This window comes from Solibacillus sp. NPDC093137, assembly GCF_050280445.1.
GTDB classification, from domain to species: Bacteria; Bacillota; Bacilli; order Bacillales_A; family Planococcaceae; genus Solibacillus; species Solibacillus isronensis_B.
This window is the reverse complement of sequence record NZ_JBNNVH010000001.1, coordinates 1,916,615-1,937,785: the sequence shown is the minus strand read 5'-3', so window position 1 is coordinate 1,937,785 and position 21,171 is coordinate 1,916,615. Positions and strand designations below refer to the sequence as shown.

The 21,171-nt window shown below is 39.5% G+C and carries 21 protein-coding genes; 20 read left to right on the top strand and 1 reads right to left on the bottom strand.

Translation table 11 applies throughout. The features are described from left to right. The first annotated feature begins 40 nt into the window (after nucleotides 1-40). Entirely contained in the window at nucleotides 41-1,090 is a 1,050-nt protein-coding gene (locus ACQKN3_RS09865) for a SepM family pheromone-processing serine protease (RefSeq protein ID WP_251689525.1), read from the top strand. Here ACQKN3_RS09865 and ACQKN3_RS09860 read toward each other — a convergent pair. Next, nucleotides 1,087-2,295 (bottom strand): nucleotidyltransferase, encoded by a 1,209-nt coding sequence (locus ACQKN3_RS09860; protein ID WP_427711069.1) that lies wholly within the window; start codon nucleotides 2,293-2,295, stop codon nucleotides 1,087-1,089. The genes ACQKN3_RS09865 and ACQKN3_RS09860 overlap by 4 nt on opposite strands. A gap of 184 nt (nucleotides 2,296-2,479) precedes the next feature. Between ACQKN3_RS09860 and ACQKN3_RS09855 the strand changes: the two genes are divergently transcribed. From ACQKN3_RS09855 to ACQKN3_RS09765, 19 genes are all read left to right on the top strand, one after another. After that, nucleotides 2,480-3,013, top strand: coding sequence for a YceD family protein (locus ACQKN3_RS09855; protein WP_014824552.1), 534 nt, complete (start codon nucleotides 2,480-2,482; stop codon nucleotides 3,011-3,013). Between the two features lie 23 nt (nucleotides 3,014-3,036). After that, nucleotides 3,037-3,210 carry a 50S ribosomal protein L32 gene (rpmF, locus tag ACQKN3_RS09850; protein ID WP_008403415.1) on the top strand — a complete coding sequence of 58 codons (174 nt, stop codon included), beginning with the start codon at nucleotides 3,037-3,039 and terminating at the stop codon, nucleotides 3,208-3,210. 155 nt (nucleotides 3,211-3,365) lie between these two features. Further along, nucleotides 3,366-4,130, top strand: a complete 765-nt coding sequence (locus tag ACQKN3_RS09845; RefSeq protein ID WP_427711066.1) for an enoyl-CoA hydratase/isomerase family protein — start codon at nucleotides 3,366-3,368, stop codon at nucleotides 4,128-4,130. A 255-nt stretch (nucleotides 4,131-4,385) separates the two neighbouring features. Continuing rightward, nucleotides 4,386-4,772: a transcriptional regulator gene (locus tag ACQKN3_RS09840; RefSeq protein ID WP_251689519.1), complete on the top strand. Its 387-nt coding sequence runs from the start codon at nucleotides 4,386-4,388 to the stop codon at nucleotides 4,770-4,772. Between the two features lie 134 nt (nucleotides 4,773-4,906). Beyond that, nucleotides 4,907-5,119 carry an acetyl-CoA carboxylase biotin carboxyl carrier protein subunit gene (locus tag ACQKN3_RS09835; RefSeq protein ID WP_079524997.1) on the top strand — a complete coding sequence of 71 codons (213 nt, stop codon included), beginning with the start codon at nucleotides 4,907-4,909 and terminating at the stop codon, nucleotides 5,117-5,119. 17 nt (nucleotides 5,120-5,136) lie between these two features. Beyond that, on the top strand, nucleotides 5,137-6,675 hold the full coding sequence (locus ACQKN3_RS09830; RefSeq protein ID WP_427711064.1) for an acyl-CoA carboxylase subunit beta: 1,539 nt from the start codon (nucleotides 5,137-5,139) through the stop codon (nucleotides 6,673-6,675). 69 nt (nucleotides 6,676-6,744) lie between these two features. Continuing rightward, the gene (locus ACQKN3_RS09825) at nucleotides 6,745-7,638 is read left to right on the top strand and encodes a ketopantoate reductase family protein (protein WP_427711062.1); all 894 of its coding nucleotides are present in this window, start codon (nucleotides 6,745-6,747) and stop codon (nucleotides 7,636-7,638) included. Next, entirely contained in the window at nucleotides 7,635-8,030 is a 396-nt protein-coding gene (locus tag ACQKN3_RS09820; protein ID WP_427711060.1) for a DUF3397 domain-containing protein, read from the top strand. Before ACQKN3_RS09825 ends, ACQKN3_RS09820 begins: the two co-directional genes overlap by 4 nt. A gap of 109 nt (nucleotides 8,031-8,139) precedes the next feature. Continuing rightward, nucleotides 8,140-9,756, top strand: a complete 1,617-nt coding sequence (gene bshC, locus ACQKN3_RS09815) for a bacillithiol biosynthesis cysteine-adding enzyme BshC (protein ID WP_427711058.1) — start codon at nucleotides 8,140-8,142, stop codon at nucleotides 9,754-9,756. Nucleotides 9,757-9,931: 175 nt separating this feature from the next. Then, a complete protein-coding gene (mraZ, locus tag ACQKN3_RS09810) occupies nucleotides 9,932-10,363 on the top strand; it encodes a division/cell wall cluster transcriptional repressor MraZ (RefSeq protein ID WP_014824545.1) in 432 nt (143 codons plus the stop codon). A 121-nt stretch (nucleotides 10,364-10,484) separates the two neighbouring features. Further along, on the top strand, nucleotides 10,485-11,435 hold the full coding sequence (rsmH, locus tag ACQKN3_RS09805) for a 16S rRNA (cytosine(1402)-N(4))-methyltransferase RsmH (protein WP_251689509.1): 951 nt from the start codon (nucleotides 10,485-10,487) through the stop codon (nucleotides 11,433-11,435). Between the two features lie 3 nt (nucleotides 11,436-11,438). Beyond that, nucleotides 11,439-11,813 carry a cell division protein FtsL gene (gene ftsL, locus ACQKN3_RS09800; protein WP_427711055.1) on the top strand — a complete coding sequence of 125 codons (375 nt, stop codon included), beginning with the start codon at nucleotides 11,439-11,441 and terminating at the stop codon, nucleotides 11,811-11,813. A gap of 38 nt (nucleotides 11,814-11,851) precedes the next feature. Beyond that, nucleotides 11,852-14,041, top strand: a complete 2,190-nt coding sequence (locus ACQKN3_RS09795; protein WP_251689505.1) for a penicillin-binding protein — start codon at nucleotides 11,852-11,854, stop codon at nucleotides 14,039-14,041. Between the two features lie 59 nt (nucleotides 14,042-14,100). Continuing rightward, nucleotides 14,101-16,017 carry a penicillin-binding transpeptidase domain-containing protein gene (locus tag ACQKN3_RS09790; RefSeq protein WP_427711052.1) on the top strand — a complete coding sequence of 639 codons (1,917 nt, stop codon included), beginning with the start codon at nucleotides 14,101-14,103 and terminating at the stop codon, nucleotides 16,015-16,017. Nucleotides 16,018-16,158: 141 nt separating this feature from the next. Then, a complete protein-coding gene (gene mraY / locus ACQKN3_RS09785) occupies nucleotides 16,159-17,133 on the top strand; it encodes a phospho-N-acetylmuramoyl-pentapeptide-transferase (RefSeq protein WP_251689502.1) in 975 nt (324 codons plus the stop codon). Further along, nucleotides 17,130-18,482 (top strand): UDP-N-acetylmuramoyl-L-alanine--D-glutamate ligase, encoded by a 1,353-nt coding sequence (murD, locus tag ACQKN3_RS09780; RefSeq protein ID WP_427711050.1) that lies wholly within the window; start codon nucleotides 17,130-17,132, stop codon nucleotides 18,480-18,482. The genes mraY and murD overlap by 4 nt, the downstream gene beginning before the upstream one ends. A gap of 42 nt (nucleotides 18,483-18,524) precedes the next feature. After that, nucleotides 18,525-19,583, top strand: a complete 1,059-nt coding sequence (locus ACQKN3_RS09775) for an FtsW/RodA/SpoVE family cell cycle protein (protein ID WP_251689498.1) — start codon at nucleotides 18,525-18,527, stop codon at nucleotides 19,581-19,583. Between the two features lie 5 nt (nucleotides 19,584-19,588). After that, nucleotides 19,589-20,446, top strand: a complete 858-nt coding sequence (locus ACQKN3_RS09770; RefSeq protein ID WP_427711047.1) for a cell division protein FtsQ/DivIB — start codon at nucleotides 19,589-19,591, stop codon at nucleotides 20,444-20,446. After that, nucleotides 20,427-21,167, top strand: a complete 741-nt coding sequence (locus ACQKN3_RS09765; RefSeq protein WP_251689494.1) for a DUF881 domain-containing protein — start codon at nucleotides 20,427-20,429, stop codon at nucleotides 21,165-21,167. The genes ACQKN3_RS09770 and ACQKN3_RS09765 overlap by 20 nt, the downstream gene beginning before the upstream one ends. Nucleotides 21,168-21,171: the final 4 nt, after the last annotated feature.

Genomic DNA, 21,171 nt, shown 5'->3' with positions numbered 1-21,171 from the left:
CGCCAATGCGAAATCGATTAATTATAGAGGAGTCTAAAAAATGGGGAATAAAGGGAAAATAGCATTTGGCCTGTTTCTAATTATATTAATGGGTTTGTCTTTCTATAGGTTGGATTATTATATTACAAAACCGGGTGGTACATATAATGTAAGCGAATTTTTGGCGATACAAAATGGGGACCGGGACGATGAAGGTTCATTTTATATGACGACCGTTGCAATGGGGCAGGCAACTCCGTTAACTTATGCAATGGCAGCTGTTGCGGATTATTATGATATTGTAAAATTAACAGATGTACGCCAAGAGGAAGAGGATGACGAAGAGTATAATGTTCGGCAATTGAAATATATGACGGACTCCCAGTTTAACGCAACGTATGTAGCGTTCAATCGCGCAGGGCTTGATTATCAAGTGACGTACAAAGGACTCTATGTATTGAATGTGCTTGCAGATGGTGCTGCAGACGGACATTTAAAGCCGGGAGATGAAATTGTGGAAGTGGATAATGAGCGTATTGATAGTTTGGAAACGTTTCTTACTCTCATTACGCCGAAAGTAAAGGGAGATACGATTAATCTGGTTGTAAAACGTGAGGATAAACTTATTGACGAAACGCTGGAGATTAAAGAAATACCCGGTTCTGAAGGGCGTATTGGTATCGGTATTACCTATTCAGAAAGTAAGTCAATCAAAACCGATCCGAAAGTTACCGTCAAAACAGAAGATATTGGCGGACCGTCTGCCGGATTGATGTTTACATTAGAGTTGTTAAATCAGCTAATCGATGAAGATTTAACAAAAGGCTATGAAATTGCAGGTACCGGTGAAATGCTGGAGGATGGAACGGTAGGTCGAATTGGCGGTATTGAGAAAAAAGTTGTTTCTGCGGATAAGGAAGGCGTTGATATTTTCTTTGCACCGGATGACGAAATTACAAAAGAAATGCTTGAGTATAACCCAAGCATTACTTCAAATTATGAGGTGGCAGCCCAAACAGCAAAAGCCATTGATTCCGACATGAAAGTCATTCCTGTTAAAACAATAGACGATGCTCTGAATTATCTAAATCAACTACAACCGAAAAATTAATAGCGAATAGGCGGAGTTTTATAATCTTCGTCTATTTTTTTATTTGAAAATTGCTGTATGCCTAATTGGTACATTTGCGTAGCGTGCAGATCGATGGCCAATATAGGATCACTGACAGCTGCAACTCGGCTGATGAGCGGCAGGGAAAGGCACTTTTTAATACTTGAAATATATTGTTGCCCTGCAGATGTCATGCCCAATATCCGAATATATGTAGGGCTTGAATAGGCATGCAACTGCTCTTTCGTGACGCCTGTATAAATATGTGTCAGCATTCGCTGGAGTCTTGTCCATGTATAGCGCTTCGATTTCAATGCGTTCATAAATTCCTCAAAGTCCGAACTCGTTCTTGCATATTTTATGAGTGAGTTTTCAAGCCCTTCTGATACGTCTGCATACAGTTTTAACTGCTGTGGGGTATGTCTTAAAATAGCATACTGTAAAAGCGGCCAAAAGCCTTCCCAGCTTGCAAAACGACCATGTTCTGCCTGCCATTGTCCAAGTTGATCAATACTTGGCTCGGGTAAATATTGTGTAACCTGCTCGAGAGACTTACCGCTGAACAATGCCTGACGTATCCCGGTAGCGCTGGCAATTTCGCTGTCTGTATCTATCGCGTCATGATATCCTGCAGCAATTCGCTGAATGGTAGCAGGTCTCATAACCGTCTGTAGCTTCTCCATTGCTTCGACGTAATGGAAGCCTAGTATATTATTTGGTTGCCCTAAATCAATGTATGCATTCGGGGAAAGTTGTTTAAGCTGTTCATATGCCGTAAAAAGAGCTTGCGGATAGCTTTTGCCTTGCTGAATTGTTTCTTTAATAATGGAGTTATAGAGTGTACGGTTACTTTCAATTAAGTGATAAGTGTTGAGAAACGGTGTGATGCTTCCTTGTTCGCTCCCAAATGCTAATGTCGTGCATTGCATTGCTTCCAATAGTTGTACAGCACCTGAAGCAAAACCAGTTGCCTGAGCGGTGCTGAAAATATAAGGAAGTTCGATTACGACGTCAACTCCGCTTGCGAGTGCCATCTTTGTCCGATGCCATTTGTCGACGAGTGCGGGCTCTCCTCGCTGTAAAAATTGACCGCTCATAACAGCAACCGCAACATCACTGTTGGTTGTGCGTTTTGCTTCATTTACGTGATGCAGATGGCCATTGTGAAATGGATTATATTCAACAACTATACCGACGGCTTGCATAAACTTCCCCCTTACGCTAAAATAGTTTTTTGTTCGCATCAATACGTTCGAAATGAATGTATCTATGCAATATGTTAGAATTAATTTGATTATAAGCACGTTTTGTAATAGTGACAAGAAATTATCTTGACATCTTTTTTTATGGGCTATATAATAAACAGTGTTGTCTCGAGGTGATTAACGAATGAAATGGTCAATTCATCAATTATCAAAGTTTCGAAAAGACGGAATGCCAATTGATACAGTTGTTCAGTTGGATGAAGTAAAAAATCGTAACACCGATATACGTAACGTTTCACCCGTTCATGTAAAAGGGCTTTGTACTTTTGGTGCATCGCAAATGACTTGTCAATTAACGATTAGCACTACGTTGACGCTTCCATGTGCACGCACGTGGGAAGATGTTGAATATCCTGTGAACATTGAAACGGTAGAAGTTTTCAGCTGGACCGATGAAAGAAATCGCGGGGATGTTGAGAGCGAAATCCATTATGTTGATGGTGACGTTGTTGATATGAAACCAGTCCTGGAAGAATTAATTCTTCTGGAAGTACCGATGCAAGTATTCAAAGAGAATACCGAAGGACAAGTGCAAGGCGGTAAAGGCTGGGACTATTCAACGGATGAAGATGTAGAAAATGCTAAGGAAGTTGACGAACCAAAATTGGATCCAAGACTGGCTGCTTTAGCTAAGTATTTTGATCAAACAGATGAATAAATATCTGTAAGGAGGTGCCATCAATGGCTGTACCATTTAGAAGAACTTCTAAAACTGCAAAAAGAAAGCGTCGTACGCATTTCAAACTATCTGTACCTGGTATGGTAGCTTGCCCAAACTGTGGAGAAGCTAAACTATCTCACCGTGTTTGCAAAGCTTGCGGACAATACAAAGGTAAAGAAGTAGTAGCGAAATAATTCAGTATTTGCGCTATATAAAGACTAGTTAAGAGACCATGGCTCTTAACTAGTCTTTTTTCTGTTTTTACATAGAAGCATTGTCAAAACAATAGCGCTCAACTATTATTAGAATAGTTTGATATATCGAAATAACTACTAAAGGGGATGGGCAAGTGGATTACTTAATTCAGAATGAAGATGGGATTCTAACATTTACGATTAATCGCGAAGAAAAAAGAAATGCTATAAACTACGCGGTGATGGATGGTTTAAAGGAAGTTATTACATACATAAAAGAACATAATGATGTGCGCTTCTTAGTTATTACAGGTGCCGGGGATAAATCGTTTTGTTCGGGCGGGGACTTGTCAGAGTTTCATAGTTTGGAAACGGAAGAAGAAGCGTTTGGCATGCTGAGTAAAATGGGGAATATTTTATATGATTTAGCGACATTGCCTGTACCGACAATTGCTTTAATAAACGGAACGGCTGTAGGAGGGGGTTGTGAAATTGCAACAGCTTGCGATTTTCGCCTGATTTCCTCACATGCAAAAGCCGGATTCATCCAAGGGACACTGGCGATTACGTCTGGATGGGGTGGAGGAACTTATTTGTTTGAACGTGGTCTGCGCCATGACCGTGCATTAAAAATGCTCGTAGACGCAAAACCATATGACGCGCAAACGTTATATGAAATTGGTTGGGCAATGCGTGTCTATATTGAAGGAACGAAAGAGCAGGCTCTTGAGGAATTCATTGAGCATATGGCAAAAATCCATCCTTCTGTCCACCAGGCGTATAAAGAAATTGAATTAAGAAAATGGCGTGAGCGCAATATGTACGAGCGAGTGATGGAAGAAATCAGACTATGTGCAAAGCTTTGGGAATCCGAAGCCCACCACAAAGCAGTACAGAATTTCCTCGAGAAGAAAAAGTAATCCGTTAACAGATTGCTTTACTAATAATTTATATGAAGACTGTTGATGGGAATGAAGGGAGATGGAGTGAATACTAAAATCGTTCCTTTCTGTAATAGCGTATTTGTGACCAACATCGTGTTGGCCACTGAACCGCACTGAAAATCAACCTCCCCTAGTTACGATGAAAACTATTTTTCTCGTAACTTTTTTTGTTTTTAAGTCTATTTTGTTCATCATGGCATATAGTAGTAAAAAATATGAGGTGGTGCAACTGTGGAGCAAAAAAGAAGGAAAGATCAATGGACAATTGCAGATGATGAAAAGTTAGCTGAAATTGTGATTCAAACAGTTCAAAACGGACGTACACAACTAGAAGCTTTTGAGCAGGCAGCACAGGAATTAAACAGGACGAAGCAAGCTTGCGGCTTTCGCTGGAATAAAACATTGCGGGCGCAGTATGGACAGGTTTTGAACAGCGTCAGAAAGCGCCCGAAGCAGTTGATGCGCAGTCACTTAAAGTTGGCGTTATCTAGTTTTGAAGAATTGACAGAAGCTTATAACGAACTAGAAATGAAATATTCGGAATTACAATCAGAGTACGACAAAATTGCGAAGTGGTTACAACAAGGCGTAGCCTTAACAAAAGGGAAACCGAGTTGAAGAAAAAATAACTATAAATAGAAATAAAATAATTTTTCGAGAAAATAATTGTAATTAATTTTAAGGCTACTTACAATAGAAGTAGAAACATAGCGCGAGTAGCGCAAATATCTTCTAACAAGGGGGCCTTTTGCATGGCAGAAGTAAAAGCACAGATGGCAGGGACTGTATTCGAGGTAAGTGTTAAAGAAGGGGACAGTGTGACAAAAGGGCAAACACTCATCATTTTGGAATCGATGAAAATGGAAATCCCGCACGAGGCAGAAGCGGATGGGACAGTAGCAAAAATTACTGTTGCTGAAGGAGATTTTGTTGAAGAGAATGATATTTTAGTAGAATTAGCTTAAGTGATGGAGGAAAGATAATGACACAGCCTACTTATAACGAGCACTTACAGCAAAAAATAGAAGAAATCTACGCGGGCGGGCAACCAAAATATCACGAAAAGTTAAAAGAAACGAATAAACTTTTTGTCCGGGATCGCTTGAAACGATTATTTGATGATGGAATTTATGAGGAAGATGCCCGTTTTGCAAATTGTGAGGCCGGAGATTTGCCTGCAGATGGCGTTGTAACAGCTATTGGGCAAATTGATGGTCAAACCGTTTGCGTTATGGCGAATGACTCTACTATCAAAGCTGGGTCATGGGGTTCGCGAACAGTTGAAAAAATAATCCGTATTCAAGAAACAGCGGAAAAGATGCAAGTACCAATGCTTTACTTAGTCGATTCTGCAGGGGCGCGCATTACAGATCAGCTTGAAATGTTCCCTGGGCGACGAGGGGCAGGCCGGATTTTCCATAATCAGGTACGTATGAGCGGAATGATTCCTCAAATATGTATTTTATTCGGTCCATCTGCTGCAGGAGGAGCCTATATTCCGGCCTTTTGTGACATCGTTATAATGGTGGACGGAAATGCTTCAATGTACTTAGGATCACCGAGAATGGCTGAAAAAGTAATCGGTGAAAAAGTTTCGCTCGAAGAAATGGGTGGAGCGCGTATGCACTGTACCGTTAGCGGCTGTGGAGATGTATTGGCTGCAAACGAAGAAGAGGCAATACGTGAGGCGAGACGTTATATCAGTTATTTCCCTGCAAACTTTGCAGAATTCCCGCCGATTGATGAAACGAAGGCACCGAAAAGCGGGAGAACGCTGGAAGAGATTATTCCGGAAAATCAAAATGCACCATTTGATATGTATGAATGTATCGAAAAGCTGATTGATGAAGACAGCTTCTTTGAAATTAAAAAGCTTTTTGCTTCTGAACTGATAACAGGGCTAGCCCGCATTGATGGGCAAGTTGTAGGAATTATTGCCAATCAGCCGAAAGTAAAAGGTGGCGTATTGTTTATCGATTCTGCCGACAAAGCGGCGAAGTTTATTACGCTTTGTGATGCATTCTCGATTCCGCTTTTATTTTTAGCGGATGTACCGGGCTTTATGATCGGTACAAAAGTAGAAAAGGCGGGCATTATTCGACATGGTGCGAAATTTATTTCGGCGATGAGTTCAGCAACAGTACCGAAAATTTCAGTTATCGTTCGTAAAGCGTATGGAGCTGGCCTTTATGCGATGTGCGGACCGGCATTTGAACCGGATGCAGTCATTGCATTACCAACTGCCCAAATTGCAGTAATGGGTCCGGAAGCGGCTGTAAATGCTGTTTATTCAAATAAAATTGAGGCGATTGAAGATCCGAAAGAGCGAATGCAGTTTGTGAAACAAAAAATCGAAGAATACAAAGAAGAAATCGATTTATACAAATTGGCTTCCGAAATGGTAATTGATGATATTGTCGCACCAAATCAACTGCGACATACATTAATTCAACGCTTTAATTACTATAATTCGAAACAAATTGTTTTACCATATCGAAAACATCCGGTATATCCAGTATAATAAATTTAGCTAAAGGTCTGTCTTGAAGGCAGACCTTTTTAATTCGAAATAAATTTGAGGTATAATATAATGCGAATTGAAATCATTGGTGCAGGTGCAGTTGGTTTATTAGTAGCAAGCTATTTTGCTGAAAAGAATATGGATGTTTACATTGTCGGGAAACCTGCAGAGGAAACTGTATTTAAGGACATTCAGATTGCTAGAACAAACTTGAATCAATCTGTTACGACCGTCAACGTTAAATATATTTCGGCACTTTCAAATGATGCGAATTTAATCATTGTAGCTGTAAAATATGGACAACTTTATGAAGTGTATGCAAGTATGGAGCATGTAAAGGAATCTATTCCGTTATTATTTTTGCAGAATGGTTTAGCACATTATGAGGAAGCTCTTGCATTAACTAAAGCCCATATTGCATTTAGCTCGGTTCAATTCGGGGCTCTTAAACTGTCGCAGAATCATGTCGCCCATAAAGGGGAAGGTTTGATGAAAGTTGCTGTAGCAAAAGGGGATCACAGCAAGTTTGATTTCCTGAACGAACTTTCATCGTCCGGACTGCCGATTGTATTCGAACAGGATGCCGAAACGATGCTGATGGAGAAAGCGCTGCTGAATTGTTTTATCAATCCGTTAACCGCGATTTTGCAAGTGAAAAATGGACAGCTAATAACACATAGCTATACATTGCAATTATTGAATAATTTATATAACGAACTCATGACGGCATTTCCGCAATTTAAAGAATCGTTCCAATTTGAACAAGTTGTTGCACTTTGTGAAAGAACAGCAGAAAATACATCGTCTATGCTGGCGGATCGTCTCGCAAATCGCAAAACCGAAATTGATACGATAGCGGGAGCAATTTTAAAAAAAGCGGAGCAAAATGAGAAAGAATTACCTGTGTTACAAACACTTTATCATCTAGTGAAAGCATTTGAAGAGAGCGGTGAACAACTGTGATATTATTTTTTCAATATTTGGTGGCAGCGATTATTGTATGTCCGATTATTGCTTTTATCACTGTGCTGCTCATATGCCGTAAGCTTCGAATAAAAAAACATAAGGCGATTGGCATGGCGGCGGATATTACAACATTTCTTTTGTTTTTTTCGATACCAATTGCGTTACAAGGACTATGGAATATTGGTATATTAATGCCGATGCTAATTATCGTACTCGTAATTGCGATTGTTTTTACATATGTTGATTGGCGAACGAAAAAAGAAATTGAAGTAAAGCCATTACTGAAAAAAGTTTGGCGCTTTTACTTTTTATTGTTCAGCATCACTTATTTTATAATTTGGATCGTTGGAATTACCCATTCAGTTATGATGTTTATGAGGGTTGATTAGGTGGCTAGACTTTTCTTTTACTGTAAACTAGTATCCGGAGAAAAATAAAGCAACGCAGTGATAAAGGTAATTTTCAAAATTGAGTAAAGAGAAGTAGAGGAGAATTTTCATGGAGCTAGAACAAATAAATTCACCAGTAACGAATAAGCTATTAGCGGACTATTGGTCGGAGAATGCCGATATCCATTCGTTTTTTGAATATAAATATAATGAGGGAGCTTTTGATCAACGCTTTGCCTATTTAAAAAATCGTTCATATCGTTCGAAAGAGCTTGCTCAAATTATACGCAGTTATATGGAGCAGTATGGCATCTCGGAAAAAACGGCGCATCATTTAGATGAACTTGAACAAGGTGCTGTAGTTGTAGTAGGTGGTCAGCAAGCTGGTTTGCTGACGGGACCTCTCTATTCTGTTCATAAAGCGATTACAGTTATTCTGCTGGCGGAACAACAAAGAGAAATACTAAATGCACCGGTCGTTCCAATGTTTTGGATTGCGGGTGAAGATCACGACATAGAAGAGATCAATCATACGTACACAATGGCGAACGGCGAAGTGAAAAAACGAGGATACAGTGAACGTTCTAAGCTGAAGAAAATGGCTTCGACTACAGAATTGAATAAAGAAGCACTACAACAGTTTATTTTAAATGTATTTAAAGATTTTGGTGAAACAGAACATACAGCAGACTTACTGAACAATGTTTTGAATCATGCAGAAAATAGCGAAACATTTACAGATTTCTTTACGCTGCTGATGAATGATTTATTTAAAAAGCACGGCTTATTAATGCTTGATGCAACATATGGGCCATTTAGACAATATGAAAAAAACTATTTTGTACAATTGATTGAAAACAACGAATCGATTGCAACAGGTGTTGTAGCGCAGGAAAGAAAGCTTGCCGAGAAAGGCTATGCAATGCCTATCGAGGCTACGGAGCAAAATGCGAATTTATTTTACATTAAAGAAGGCGAGCGGTTTCTGCTGGAGCGCAGGGGCGACCATTTTAAAAATGGCTCAGCCCATGCGAATTTTTCAAAAGAGGAATTAGTGGCTATTGCGAATGAGTCTCCTGAATGTTTAAGTAATAATGTTGTTACCCGACCATTAATGCAGGAAATGGCTCTACCGGTACTGGCTTTTGTTGGCGGTCCTGGTGAACTTGCTTATTGGGCTACGTTAAAACCTGCATTTGATACGTTGCAACTGCAAATGCCGATATTTGCACCAAGGCTCAGCATTACGCTTGTAACACGTCAAGTTGGTGCATTAATGGAACAAAAAGAGCTGTCTGTAACGGATGTGCTGACAGGCAAGGTTGATGATCATTTAACGCAATTTGTGGAAAGTGTGAAAGACGAACAAGTAACGCGTGCAATTGAGCAAATGCAAAAACAGATGGAAGAGCAGTATGAACAGCTGACGAGCTATCTGCAGCATGGTAACTATCATGTAGAAGATTTATTGGAGAAGAATAAAAATTACCATGAACGTCAATTCCAATATTTACGCTCGAAACTGGAACAGCAAAATATAGAAAAGCATGAAGTTGCAATTCGCCAATACAAAACGATCCAGTCGCTATTATATCCAAATCATAGTTACCAGGAGCGCTTGTACAACCCTTATTTATTTCTAAATACCTATGGGGAAAAGCTGATTGATGATTTATTAGAGTTACCTATGAGTATTTCCATGAAACACCAACTTATTACCTTATAAAAAACAAGAGTTATCTCATATGCAGATAACTCTTTTTTGTGTCTTTTGGCACCGAACGTATGTGTGAGAATATGCTCATTTACGTAATTTCGATTTATTGTTATGAGAAGCAAGGAATTTGGTGGTAGAAAGTGGGGGGATGTGGTACATTATTTATTAAAGTGGGGTGAGTAGCATGTTCATGGGAGAATATCAACATTCTATCGATGCAAAAGGCCGTATGATTGTCCCAGCAAAGTTTCGAGAATCACTTGGAGAACACTTTGTAATAACTCGCGGGCTAGATCAATGCATTTTTGGATATCCTATGGATGAATGGCGAAAACTCGAAGATAAATTAAAGGATTTACCGATGACCAAAAAAGATGCACGTGCATTTGCGCGATTCTTTTTTTCTGGGGCAACAGAAGTAGAAGTGGACAAGCAAGGCCGAATTAATATTCCGTCTACACTGATTGGATACGCTAATCTTGAAAAAGAATGCGTGATATTAGGTGTATCGAGCAAAATTGAAATTTGGGCGAAAGAATCTTGGCAGCAATACTTCGAGCAATCGGCAGAATCATTTGATGAAATCGCAGAAAATCTGATTGGCTTTGATTTTTAAATTTAGTAGAAGTTGAAAAATTTAAACCAATGGTCACTATTACAGAACCGACATGAACTTTTAATCCGGGTGTAATAGTACCGACACGTAATTGAATTAATATTAAGAGGTGCTTCAAACTATGTTCGATCATACAACTGTATTATTGCAAGAAACTGTTGATGGGTTGAACATCAATCCGGATGGTATTTATGTAGACTGCACATTAGGTGGTGCAGGCCATAGTGAGTACCTTGTACAACAATTGTCAGAAAAAGGCCGTTTAATTTGCTTTGACCAAGATACAACGGCTATTGAAAATGCAAAAGTACGATTAGCCGATTATTTGGATCGCATTATATTCGTACACTCAAATTTCCGCTATTTAAAAGAAGAATTACACAAACTGAACATTCATCAAGTAGATGGGATTTTATATGATTTAGGTGTTTCATCACCACAACTTGATACACCTGAACGCGGATTTAGTTACCACCATGATGCACCGCTCGATATGCGAATGGATCAGACTGCAGAACTGAGCGCATATCATGTTGTGAATGAATGGTCATACGAAAATCTTGTTCGTATATTCTTCCGTTACGGAGAAGAAAAATTTTCGAAACAAGTTGCGCGCAAAATTGAACAAGCCCGTGAAATTGCTCCTGTCGAAACGACGGGTCAATTAGTAGAGCTTATAAAAGATGGTATTCCAGCCCCAGCACGTCGCAAAGGTGGACATCCTGCAAAACGAATCTTCCAGGCTATTCGAATTGCTGTAAATGATGAATTAGGTGCAGCGGAAGATTCTTTAGTAGATGCAATCGATTTATTGAAAATTGGTGGTCGTATAAGTGTGATTACATTCCACTCATTAGAAGACCGCTTAACAAAAACACTTTTTAAAGAGGCTTCATCATTGCCGGATTTACCGCCAGGATTACCGGTTATTCCAGAGCATATGAAACCAATACTTAAATTAGTGACAAGAAAACCGATTTTACCATCAGACGAGGAGTTAGCTGCGAATAATCGTTCACGTTCAGCAAAATTGCGCATCGCTGAAAAAATTAACGATAAAGGACGTGGGTAAAAAATGGCAGTAAGAGCAAGACAAAATTATATACAACAACAGCCAGAACTACCTCAACATCAGGAACAAAGACTGCCGGTCCAGCCGAAAAAACGCAAACCAAAGTATTTTTCGGCACAGGAAAAGTTTTTGTTCCTAGTACTTGCAATCGTAGTAGCATCTTTCGCTATTTCCATATTACATACTCAAGGAGAAATCCAAACGCTCAGTATGGAAATCCAAAAAATCGAACGCGACATAACTGAAGTCAATAATAATAATACAGATTTAAAAGTACAAGTAAGTGAACGCTCCACTCACCAACGTATTTGGGAAAAAGCGAAAGAACTCGGATTAACACTAAATGAGAAAAATGTGAAAGTAGTGCCGGGAGAATGAAAAAGAGAAGATTTCGTTACCAGATAGGAGCCTTTCTAATGTTTATATTCTTTGGAGGGCTCTTTTTACTATTATATTGGCGTTTTGCAACAATCCAGGCGACAGGAATGGTAAAAGGGCATGAATTGGAAGAAGAAGCATTATCAAGGTACGAAACTGGATATGTGTTATCTGCAGACCGTGGGAAGATTCTGGACCGCAATGAAAATGTGATTGCCGAAGATACATTAAGCTACCGTCTTGTAGCGGTAATTAAAGAATCGGCAACAGAAAATAAAAAAAATCCAAGGCATGTCGTCGATAAAGCAAAAACAGCAAAATTATTGGCGCAATACCTTCCGATGGAAGAAGAAAAAATTTATGAAAGACTAAACCCTTCCAAAGATTTATATCAAGTCGAGTTTGGACTGGCAGGGCGCGGCATCAGTCATGAAGTGAAAAAGAAGATTGAAGAGCTTGATCTGCCTGGCATTCTATTATATAGCGACAAAAAACGCTATTATCCGAACGGCGCCTTTGCCTCTCATCTTATAGGTTTTGCATTGCGTGAAACCGATGACGACGGAAATTCTTCGGTTGTCGGGAAAATGGGGCTTGAATATATTTATGATAAGCAGTTAACAGGAACCGACGGTAAGTTAACCTACCAGCGTGATGCACGTAACTATTTATTGCCAAGCAGTGATAAAGTCATACAGGAAGCACAGGATGGAAACGATATTTATTTAACAATCGATAAAACAATCCAAAACTTCCTGGAAGAAGCAATGACACGTGTTAATGACAAATATAATCCGCAGTCAATGGTTGCTGTCGTTGCGAACCCAAAAACAGGAGAGATTTTGGCGATGTCACAACGGCCAACGTTCAATCCTGACACACGTGCAGGGTTAGATGGCAACTGGCTAAATGATGTTGTGGAAAATACGATTGAACCGGGTTCCACATTTAAAACATTTACGGTTGCAGCCGCAATCGATTCAGGGAATTGGCATCCCAATGCCGAATACCAGTCAGGCCAGTACAAAGTTTATAAAAACACGGTACGTGACCATAATACACACGGCTGGGGGAGAATTTCCTATTTAGAAGGCATTCAGCGCTCTTCGAATACAGCAATGACGAACTTGCTTGATATTATGGGATGGGAAACGTATGAGAGCTATTTAAAGGATTTTGGTTTCGGCCAAAAAACAGGTATTGACTTACCAAATGAAGCGAGCGGCATTATTAACTCACGCTATCCTTTAGAAAAATATACGACAACATTCGGTCAAGGTTCGACTGTTACACCGATTCAGTTAATTCAAGGGGTAACGGCAGTTGCAAATGACGGGAAAATGATGCAGCCATACGTAATTGATAAAATTGTCAATCCGAACACAGGTGAGATTGTAGTAGATTCAAAACCTACTATAAAAGGTGAACCAATTTCGGCAGAGACGGCACAGAAAACACGTGAAGTTTTAGCTTCGACTATATACGGTGAAGCAGGGAATGCGAAGCGTTTCCAAATTGAAGGTTATAAAGTAGCGGGGAAAACAGGGACTGCCCAAATGCCGAAAGCAAATGGTATCGGTTATGACTGGGGGAAAAATGAATTCCTTTATTCATTTTTAGGAATGGCACCTGTAGAAGATCCGCAACTGGCGGTATTTATTGCCGTTGCAAAGCCAAAACTAGGTGCAACCGAAATAGGTTCTGACCCAGTTTCACAAGTTTTCAATTCAGTTGTATTGAACAGTTTGAAGTATATGAATATCAATCCGTCGGACGTAGCGGAAGTTGAAACAACAAAAATTGAGGATTATGTAGGGAAGCAGACAGATACGGTCATGACTCAACTGGAAGCAGAAGGGCTGGTTCCTGTAATAATCGGTCAAGATGGAGAAATTACAGAACAGTTCCCTGCAGCAGATGCATCATTAACAAGTGGGAGCATCGTTTTCTTAAAGACAGATGGAGAAATTACATTACCATCGTTTAGTGATTGGTCACTACGTAATTTACTTGTTTATAAGTCACTATCAAAACTGCCGATTGAAATTGTCGGGGAAGGTTATGTTGAAAGCCAAAGTGTTTCTCAAGGGACGCCGATAACAGATGATTCACCGATCGTCGTCAAGCTAAAAACCCCTGAGGAGAAGCATTTGACCCCTCCGGCAAAGGATATGGAGCTTGAAGAAGAGGAAGACGAAGAATTTAGTGAAGAACTTCCACAAGATTAGTGAGATTTGAATACAAACTTCATCTTTAACATACGTTGTTTTAGGTGAGGTGTCATATTATGAAATGGGTAACTACAAAATCTAAAAAACGTTTAACATGGATCGCCATCGCACTTGTACTATACGGCGTGGCGATTTTTGTTAAATTAGTATCCGTTCAAATTATTCAGTATGATGAGCTTTCGACAAAGGCAAAAGAAAACTGGGACAGGGAAATTCCGTTCCATACACAGCGAGGCGAAATTACTGACCGAAACAATGAAGTAATTGTAACGAACAAACTTGCCCCGACTTTGTACTTCATGCCTTCACAAAACGAAGATAAAGAACAAGCAGCAGATGCCATTGCAAACGTGCTCAATAAGGATCGAGCCAAAATATTGGAAAGACTGCAGCAACGGGTATCCCTGGTAAAACTTGCTCCGGAAGCTAAAAACATCACTTATGAGGAAGCGGAAAAAATTCAGCAGCTCCAAATTCCGGGTTTATACAGTGGTGTCGATTATGTAAGATCTTATCCGCACGGTAATTTGCTCGCACGCTTTTTAGGGTTTACAGGTGCAGATAACCAAGGTTTGGCAGGAATCGAATACGAATATGATGAATTATTAAAAAGTTCGGATGCAGCTATTCGGTTATTTACTGATGCAAAAGGGAATGCATTGGAGCATGTGGATGATGAATGGAAAGACGGAAAAGACGGTGCGACAATTCAGCTGACAATTGATTTAAAGCTTCAGAAAATTGTCGAACGTGAATTATCGCAGGCGATGCTGGAGTATGATGCAGATCAGGCATTGGCCATTGCCATGAATCCAAATAGTGGTGAAATACTGGCGCTTGCATCATTCCCGACATACGATCCGACGAAATTTTCGGAAGTAGAGCCAAGTATATATAACCGTAATCTTCCTGTATTTATGTCTTATGAGCCGGGTTCAACATTTAAAATTATTACGCTCAGTGCTGCTATTGAAGAAGGTGTAGTCAACATGGAGGAAGAACATTTTCATGATCATGGCTATACAATGGTCGAGGGGGCACGATTGCGCTGTTGGAAACGTGAAGGACATAAAGATCAGACTTTTTACGAAGTTGTACAAAATTCCTGTAACCCTGGATTTGTAGAACTAGGGCAACGAGTTGGTTCAACAAAGTTGCTTGAGTATATTCACAAATTCGGATTCGGGAAAAAAACGGGTTCGAATATTTCCGGTGAATCAACAGGCATATTATTTTCAAAAGAAGCATTTGGTCCGGTAGAGCATGCTACGACCTCGTTTGGTCAGGGTGTTTCTGTTACGCCGATTCAGCAGATGCAGGCGGTCTCAGCAGCAATTAATGGTGGTACATTATATACACCGTATACGGTTTCGAAAATACTGGATTCCAAAACAAACGAAGTCATTATGGAGCAAAATCCGGAAGCGAAAGTGCAGGTTATCAGTGAAGAGACATCGGAAAAAGTGCGTCATGCTCTGGAGCTTGTAGTTGCAAAAGGTTCTGGTCGCCAGGCATTTCGAGACGGCTTACGCATTGGGGGCAAAACAGGGACAGCACAAAAGGTGGAAAATGGACGCTATAAGGACGGAGACTATATTGTATCGTTCATCGGTTTTGCGCCGGCCAATAATCCGGAAATTATCGTTTATGTTGCGATTGACAATCCGAAAAGTTCTTTGCAATTCGGAAGTGTTATCGCTGCACCGATTGTAGGCCGCATTATTGAAGATGCAGCACCGCTGTACAATATCGAAAAGCAAAAAGATCAAATAGAACGGAATTACGTTTGGGGCGATGAATTGACGGAGCGTACACCAAACTTTATTGGAATGACAAAAGAAGAAGTAATTCCACATTTATATCCTTATAAGATTGAATGGCACGGAGAAGGCGAAAAAGTAATTCAGCAAGTCCCATCAGCTGATAGTCTCATTCTCCAAAGTGGTAGTGTCCATTTATATTTAGGAAATTAAATTGAAATTCCATCTTTCAAAATGCAACTAAAACAACTATTATAGTGAAGGACGTTTTTTCACAATAATATCTTAAGGTCGTAATCGTTGAAAATCAAACGTTCCACCATATTCAGACAGAAGTTTTAAAGGAGATATATTATGACATTATCAACAACATTGACCATACTCTTTTCATCATTTTTAGTAACGGTCATTTTAGCACCAGTAGGAATCCCTCTTTTACGCCGATTAAAATTCGGGCAAAGTATACGTGAAGAAGGCCCTCAATCACATATGAAAAAAGCGGGTACACCTACAATGGGTGGTTTAATTTTCTTGTTAGCCATTATTATTTCGACAATTATCGTCGCAATGATTTTCGACTTGTTTACAACACAAACGATTGTATTATTACTTGTTTTAGTTGGATTTGGCGTAATTGGCTTTTTAGATGATGGGCTAAAAGTTATATTTAAACGTAATTTAGGATTGACTTCTCTTCAAAAATTAATTGGTCAAATCGCAATTGCAATTGCAGCATTCTTACTATTACGTTTAGGTTCATTTGATACATCTGTAGGGATTCCGTATACCGATGTATCGATTGATTTAGGAATTCTTTATGTTGGGTTTTTAATTTTCTGGCTAGTAGGTTTTTCAAATGCAGTCAATTTAACAGATGGTTTGGATGGGCTCGTATCAGGAACGGCTTCAATCGCTTTTGCAGCATTCGGTGTCATTGCATTATTTAACGAGCAAGCCGATATCGCCTTATTTGCATTTGCTGTAACTGGTGCATTACTTGGATTTCTGATTTTTAATGCAAACCCGGCAAAAGTGTTTATGGGAGATACAGGTTCCCTTGCGCTTGGCGGTGCATTGGCAATGATTTCGGTACTGGTAAAACAAGAATTGTTGTTACTGTTAATCGGTCTCGTATTTGTTATTGAAACATTATCCGTTATTTTACAAGTAGGTAGCTATAAACTCCGTAAAAAGCGTATATTCAAAATGAGTCCGATTCACCACCATTTTGAATTATCTGGCTGGTCAGAATGGAAAGTCGTACTAGTATTTTGGTCAACAGGGTGTATCGTAGCACTTATAGCAGTATTAGCGGAGGCGTTATTATGATGGAATATGAAGGATTACAAGCTAAAAAAGTACTCGTTTTAGGATTGGCGAAAAGTGGTGTTGCGGCTGCTGAACTTTTGCATCGGTTAGGTGCATTTGTAACAGTCAATGATGCAAAGCCATTTGATGCAAATCCTGAAGCGCAGGAGCTTTTGTCGAAAGGAATTACCGTAATTTGTGGACGACATCCAGAAGATTTGCTTGATGAAGGTTTTGAGCTTATCGTAAAAAACCCTGGGATTCCATACACAAATCCGATCGTTGCCGATGCGATAACAAAAGGTCTGCCTGTTATTACAGAAATGGAACTTGCCTATTTAGTAAGTGAAGCGCCATTTATCGGTATTACCGGTTCGAATGGTAAAACAACAACGACAACATTACTTTACGAAATGCTGAAAGTAGGCCGTTTAAAACCATTAATCGCCGGGAATATTGGAACCGTTGCTTGTGGTGTTGCAGCAGAAGCAAACGCAGATGAGGTCATCGTTACCGAATTATCATCGTTTCAGTTAATGGGGACACGTGAATTCAGACCACATATTGCAATTTTGACAAATCTTTATGAAGCCCATCTAGATTATCATGGGACATTTGAAGAATATGCTGAGGCTAAATTTGGGGTCACACGCAACCAGACAGCTGAAGATTATTTTATTTATAATGCGGATCAGGAAGTTGTGGCGAAATATGCCCAAAAATCAAATGCTCAACTCGTTCCATTTACGACAAAAGGTCATGCAAAACAAGGAATCAGTGCTGATAAAGAAAACATTTATTGGCAAGGCGATGTGATCTTAAAACGTGATAATATTGTATTGCCGGGCGAGCATAATTTAGAAAACATTTTATGTGCTGTAGCAGCAGCGCTACTGCAGCAATGTCCTGTTGAAGCAATTGAAGAAGTTTTATCAACATTTGCAGGGGTACGTCACCGTACGCAGTTTGTCCGTGAATGGCAAGGACGTAAAATTTATAATGATTCAAAAGCAACAAATGTACTGGCAACGAAAAGTGCCTTGGCTGCATTTGAGCAACCGATTGTATTATTGGCCGGCGGATTAGACCGTGGGCATTCATTTGAAGAGCTTCGTAAAGAAATGACACGTGTAAAAGCAGTTGTCGCGTTTGGCGAGACTGCACTTCGCTTTATCGAATTTGCAAAATCATGTGGCATTACGAATATTGTGCGTGCAATTGATGTAGAAGATGCAGTCGGTTACGGAGCAAAAATGTCTGAAGAAGGTGACATCATTTTACTGTCACCGGCATGTGCAAGCTGGGATCAACATGCGAGCTTTGAAATTCGGGGCGACTTATTTATAGATCGTGTTATGAAACTTTCATAGGAAAGGATAGTTACACTGTCGCAAAAAAATCAACAGTATTTTATGATCACTGCGATTGTATTGTCGCTTATTGGTATTCTCTTTATTTATTCTGCAGGTACATATTGGGGGAATGTTCACTATGATGGACAAACCCCGTTTTACCTGAAGCAGTCCATTTATTTCGTCGTTGCACTTATCATTTGTGCAGCCATTATGAACTGGGAGTTTCTACAGCAACCGAAAGTGTGGAAGATTTTTTATATCATCTCGCTTGGCTTACTTGTTGCTGTTCTTATTCCGGGTATCGGGATTGTCCGAAATGGTTCGCAAAGTTGGATTGGAGTCGGTCCTTTAACGATACAACCGGCTGAAATTGCGAAAGTAACGACAATTATTTATATTAGTGCATTATTAACACAGCGGAAATCGTATGAGCGCATTGTTCAATTGAAGCATTTTCTCATATTGATCCTTCCGGCAGCCTTAATTATGCTTCAGCCTGATTTCGGTGCTGTCTTTATTTTAGTTGTAGTTGTTTTAATTATATTTTTTATTGCACAATATCCGTTGCGCTTATATGTTGTCCTCATCACTTTAGGTATAGGGGGCCTAGCCGGGTTAATTATCGCGGCTCCATATCGTCTTAAACGGATCGAAGCGTTTATCAATCCTTGGGCAGACCCGTTAGGAAGCGGCTTCCAAGCTGTACAATCTTTATTTGCGATAGGTCCGGCAGGCTTGTTTGGACATGGATTATTAAAAAGTAGACAAAAGTATTTATACTTACCGGAACCGCAGAACGATTTTATATTTGCAATTATTTTAGAAGAAATCGGCCTTGTCGGTGGAATGGGACTGCTGCTTATTTTTGCGTGCTTTTTAATTCTTGGATATCGCTTGGCATTACAATGTAAGCATGTATTTCATTTTTATGCAATATGCGGGCTTACAACGATGATTGCTGTACAGGCAGCGCTGAACATAGGGGTAGTTATTAATTTACTGCCTGTAACAGGTGTAACACTGCCATTTATAAGCTATGGCGGAACATCGCTTGTTGTTGTCTGGGTAACAGTAGCGCTTATTTTAAATTTCTCTTATGAAAGAAGGAAGGAGTAAGGATAATGGAAAAAGTAATCGATATTACAGAACGAGTACCAGCTATGAAAAAACGCAGAAGACGCCGTACAAATTTTAAATTTTTAGCACTAGTGACGATTTTTCTTTTTATCATTATCATCCTTCTTTATTTTCAATTACCTTATAGTGATATAAAAAAGATTGATATTAAAGGGGCAGCCCTTAAGGAAGATACGTACTATATCGAACAGTCAAATTTAAAAATTGATGATTCGTTATGGGGCTTTAAAATTTCGGAAGTGGAGCAGGCAATTGCTCAGCACGAATGGGTAAAATCCGTAAATGTCGAAAGAAAATTCCTGAATGAAGTTCAAATTACAATAGAGGAATGGCAAAAAGTAGCCTATATTTCACAAGACGGGGAATTTTACCCTATGCTTGATAATGGCATTGTTTTTGAAGAATCCAATGAAATTGTTCCGATCGATGCCCCGATTTTTCGGGACTTTGAAAATGAGTCACTTCGAAAAAAGCTGTTAAAGGAACTTGCGAATCTAAAACCGGAAGTACTGTCGCTCATTTCACAAATTAATGCAAATCCTACAGAAGCGGACCCGTATTCAATTACGCTATTTATGAATGATGGCTATGAAGTACGCGCAGATGCGAATACTTTAGCAGAAAAGTTAAATTACTATCCATCGATCATTGCGCAAATTGAAAGCGAGGACGTTTCTGAAAAAGGAATTGTAGATATTGAAGTCGGTTCATATTACCGACCTTTTTCAGGAGAGTATTCATTAATAAAAGAAGACACTGAAGAAACTACAGATGAAACAGAAAATGCGGGAACTGATGAAGGGGGGCAACTGGAAGAACAAAATGAAGAAGAGCCAGAATGATAACAGAAGGCAGCCGAGGAAAAGTTCAACTTTATTTTCAAAAAAGTATGGCGCTATACTCATTGTATGCGTGATCACAGGATTTATTATCGGCTTTTCCTATAATTTATCAAAGGACAAGCGTACATTAAGTTCTGCCTCTCCCCAGTTTGAACAGGAAAACCGGTACATGGAAGATTTGATTGAAAAACAGGAAAGAAACAAAGAGCTTGCAGATGAGTTGGCCCAATTAGAGGAGAAAATTCGAACGTATGAAAAGCAGTTCTCTTCGAACGAAACGCAATATGAACAGAATCGGCAGGATGCTGAGCAATTGCGACTGTTACTAGGAATAACAGATGGAATGGGACAAGGGATCAAAATAACACTGCAAGATGGGAATTATAATCCAAATTCTACTAACCCGAATGAGTATATTGTGCACGAAAGTCACATATTTAAAGTATTAAATGAACTAAAAATTGCAGGTGCCGAGGCAATTTCGATTAATGGGCAACGTTTAAAACCGAATTCTTACATTGCCTGCAATGGTCCTGTCATTACAATTGATGGACAACAGTACCCAGCACCATTTGTAATCGAGGCGGTAGGTAATCAGGATGTACTTGTTTCTTCGTTAGAATTGGCAGGGGGAGTATTTGACCAATTATTAAATGAACAAATTGTTGTTACTTTGGAAAAAGATGACCTAATAGAAATGCATACAGTCAGCGATGAATAAGGCA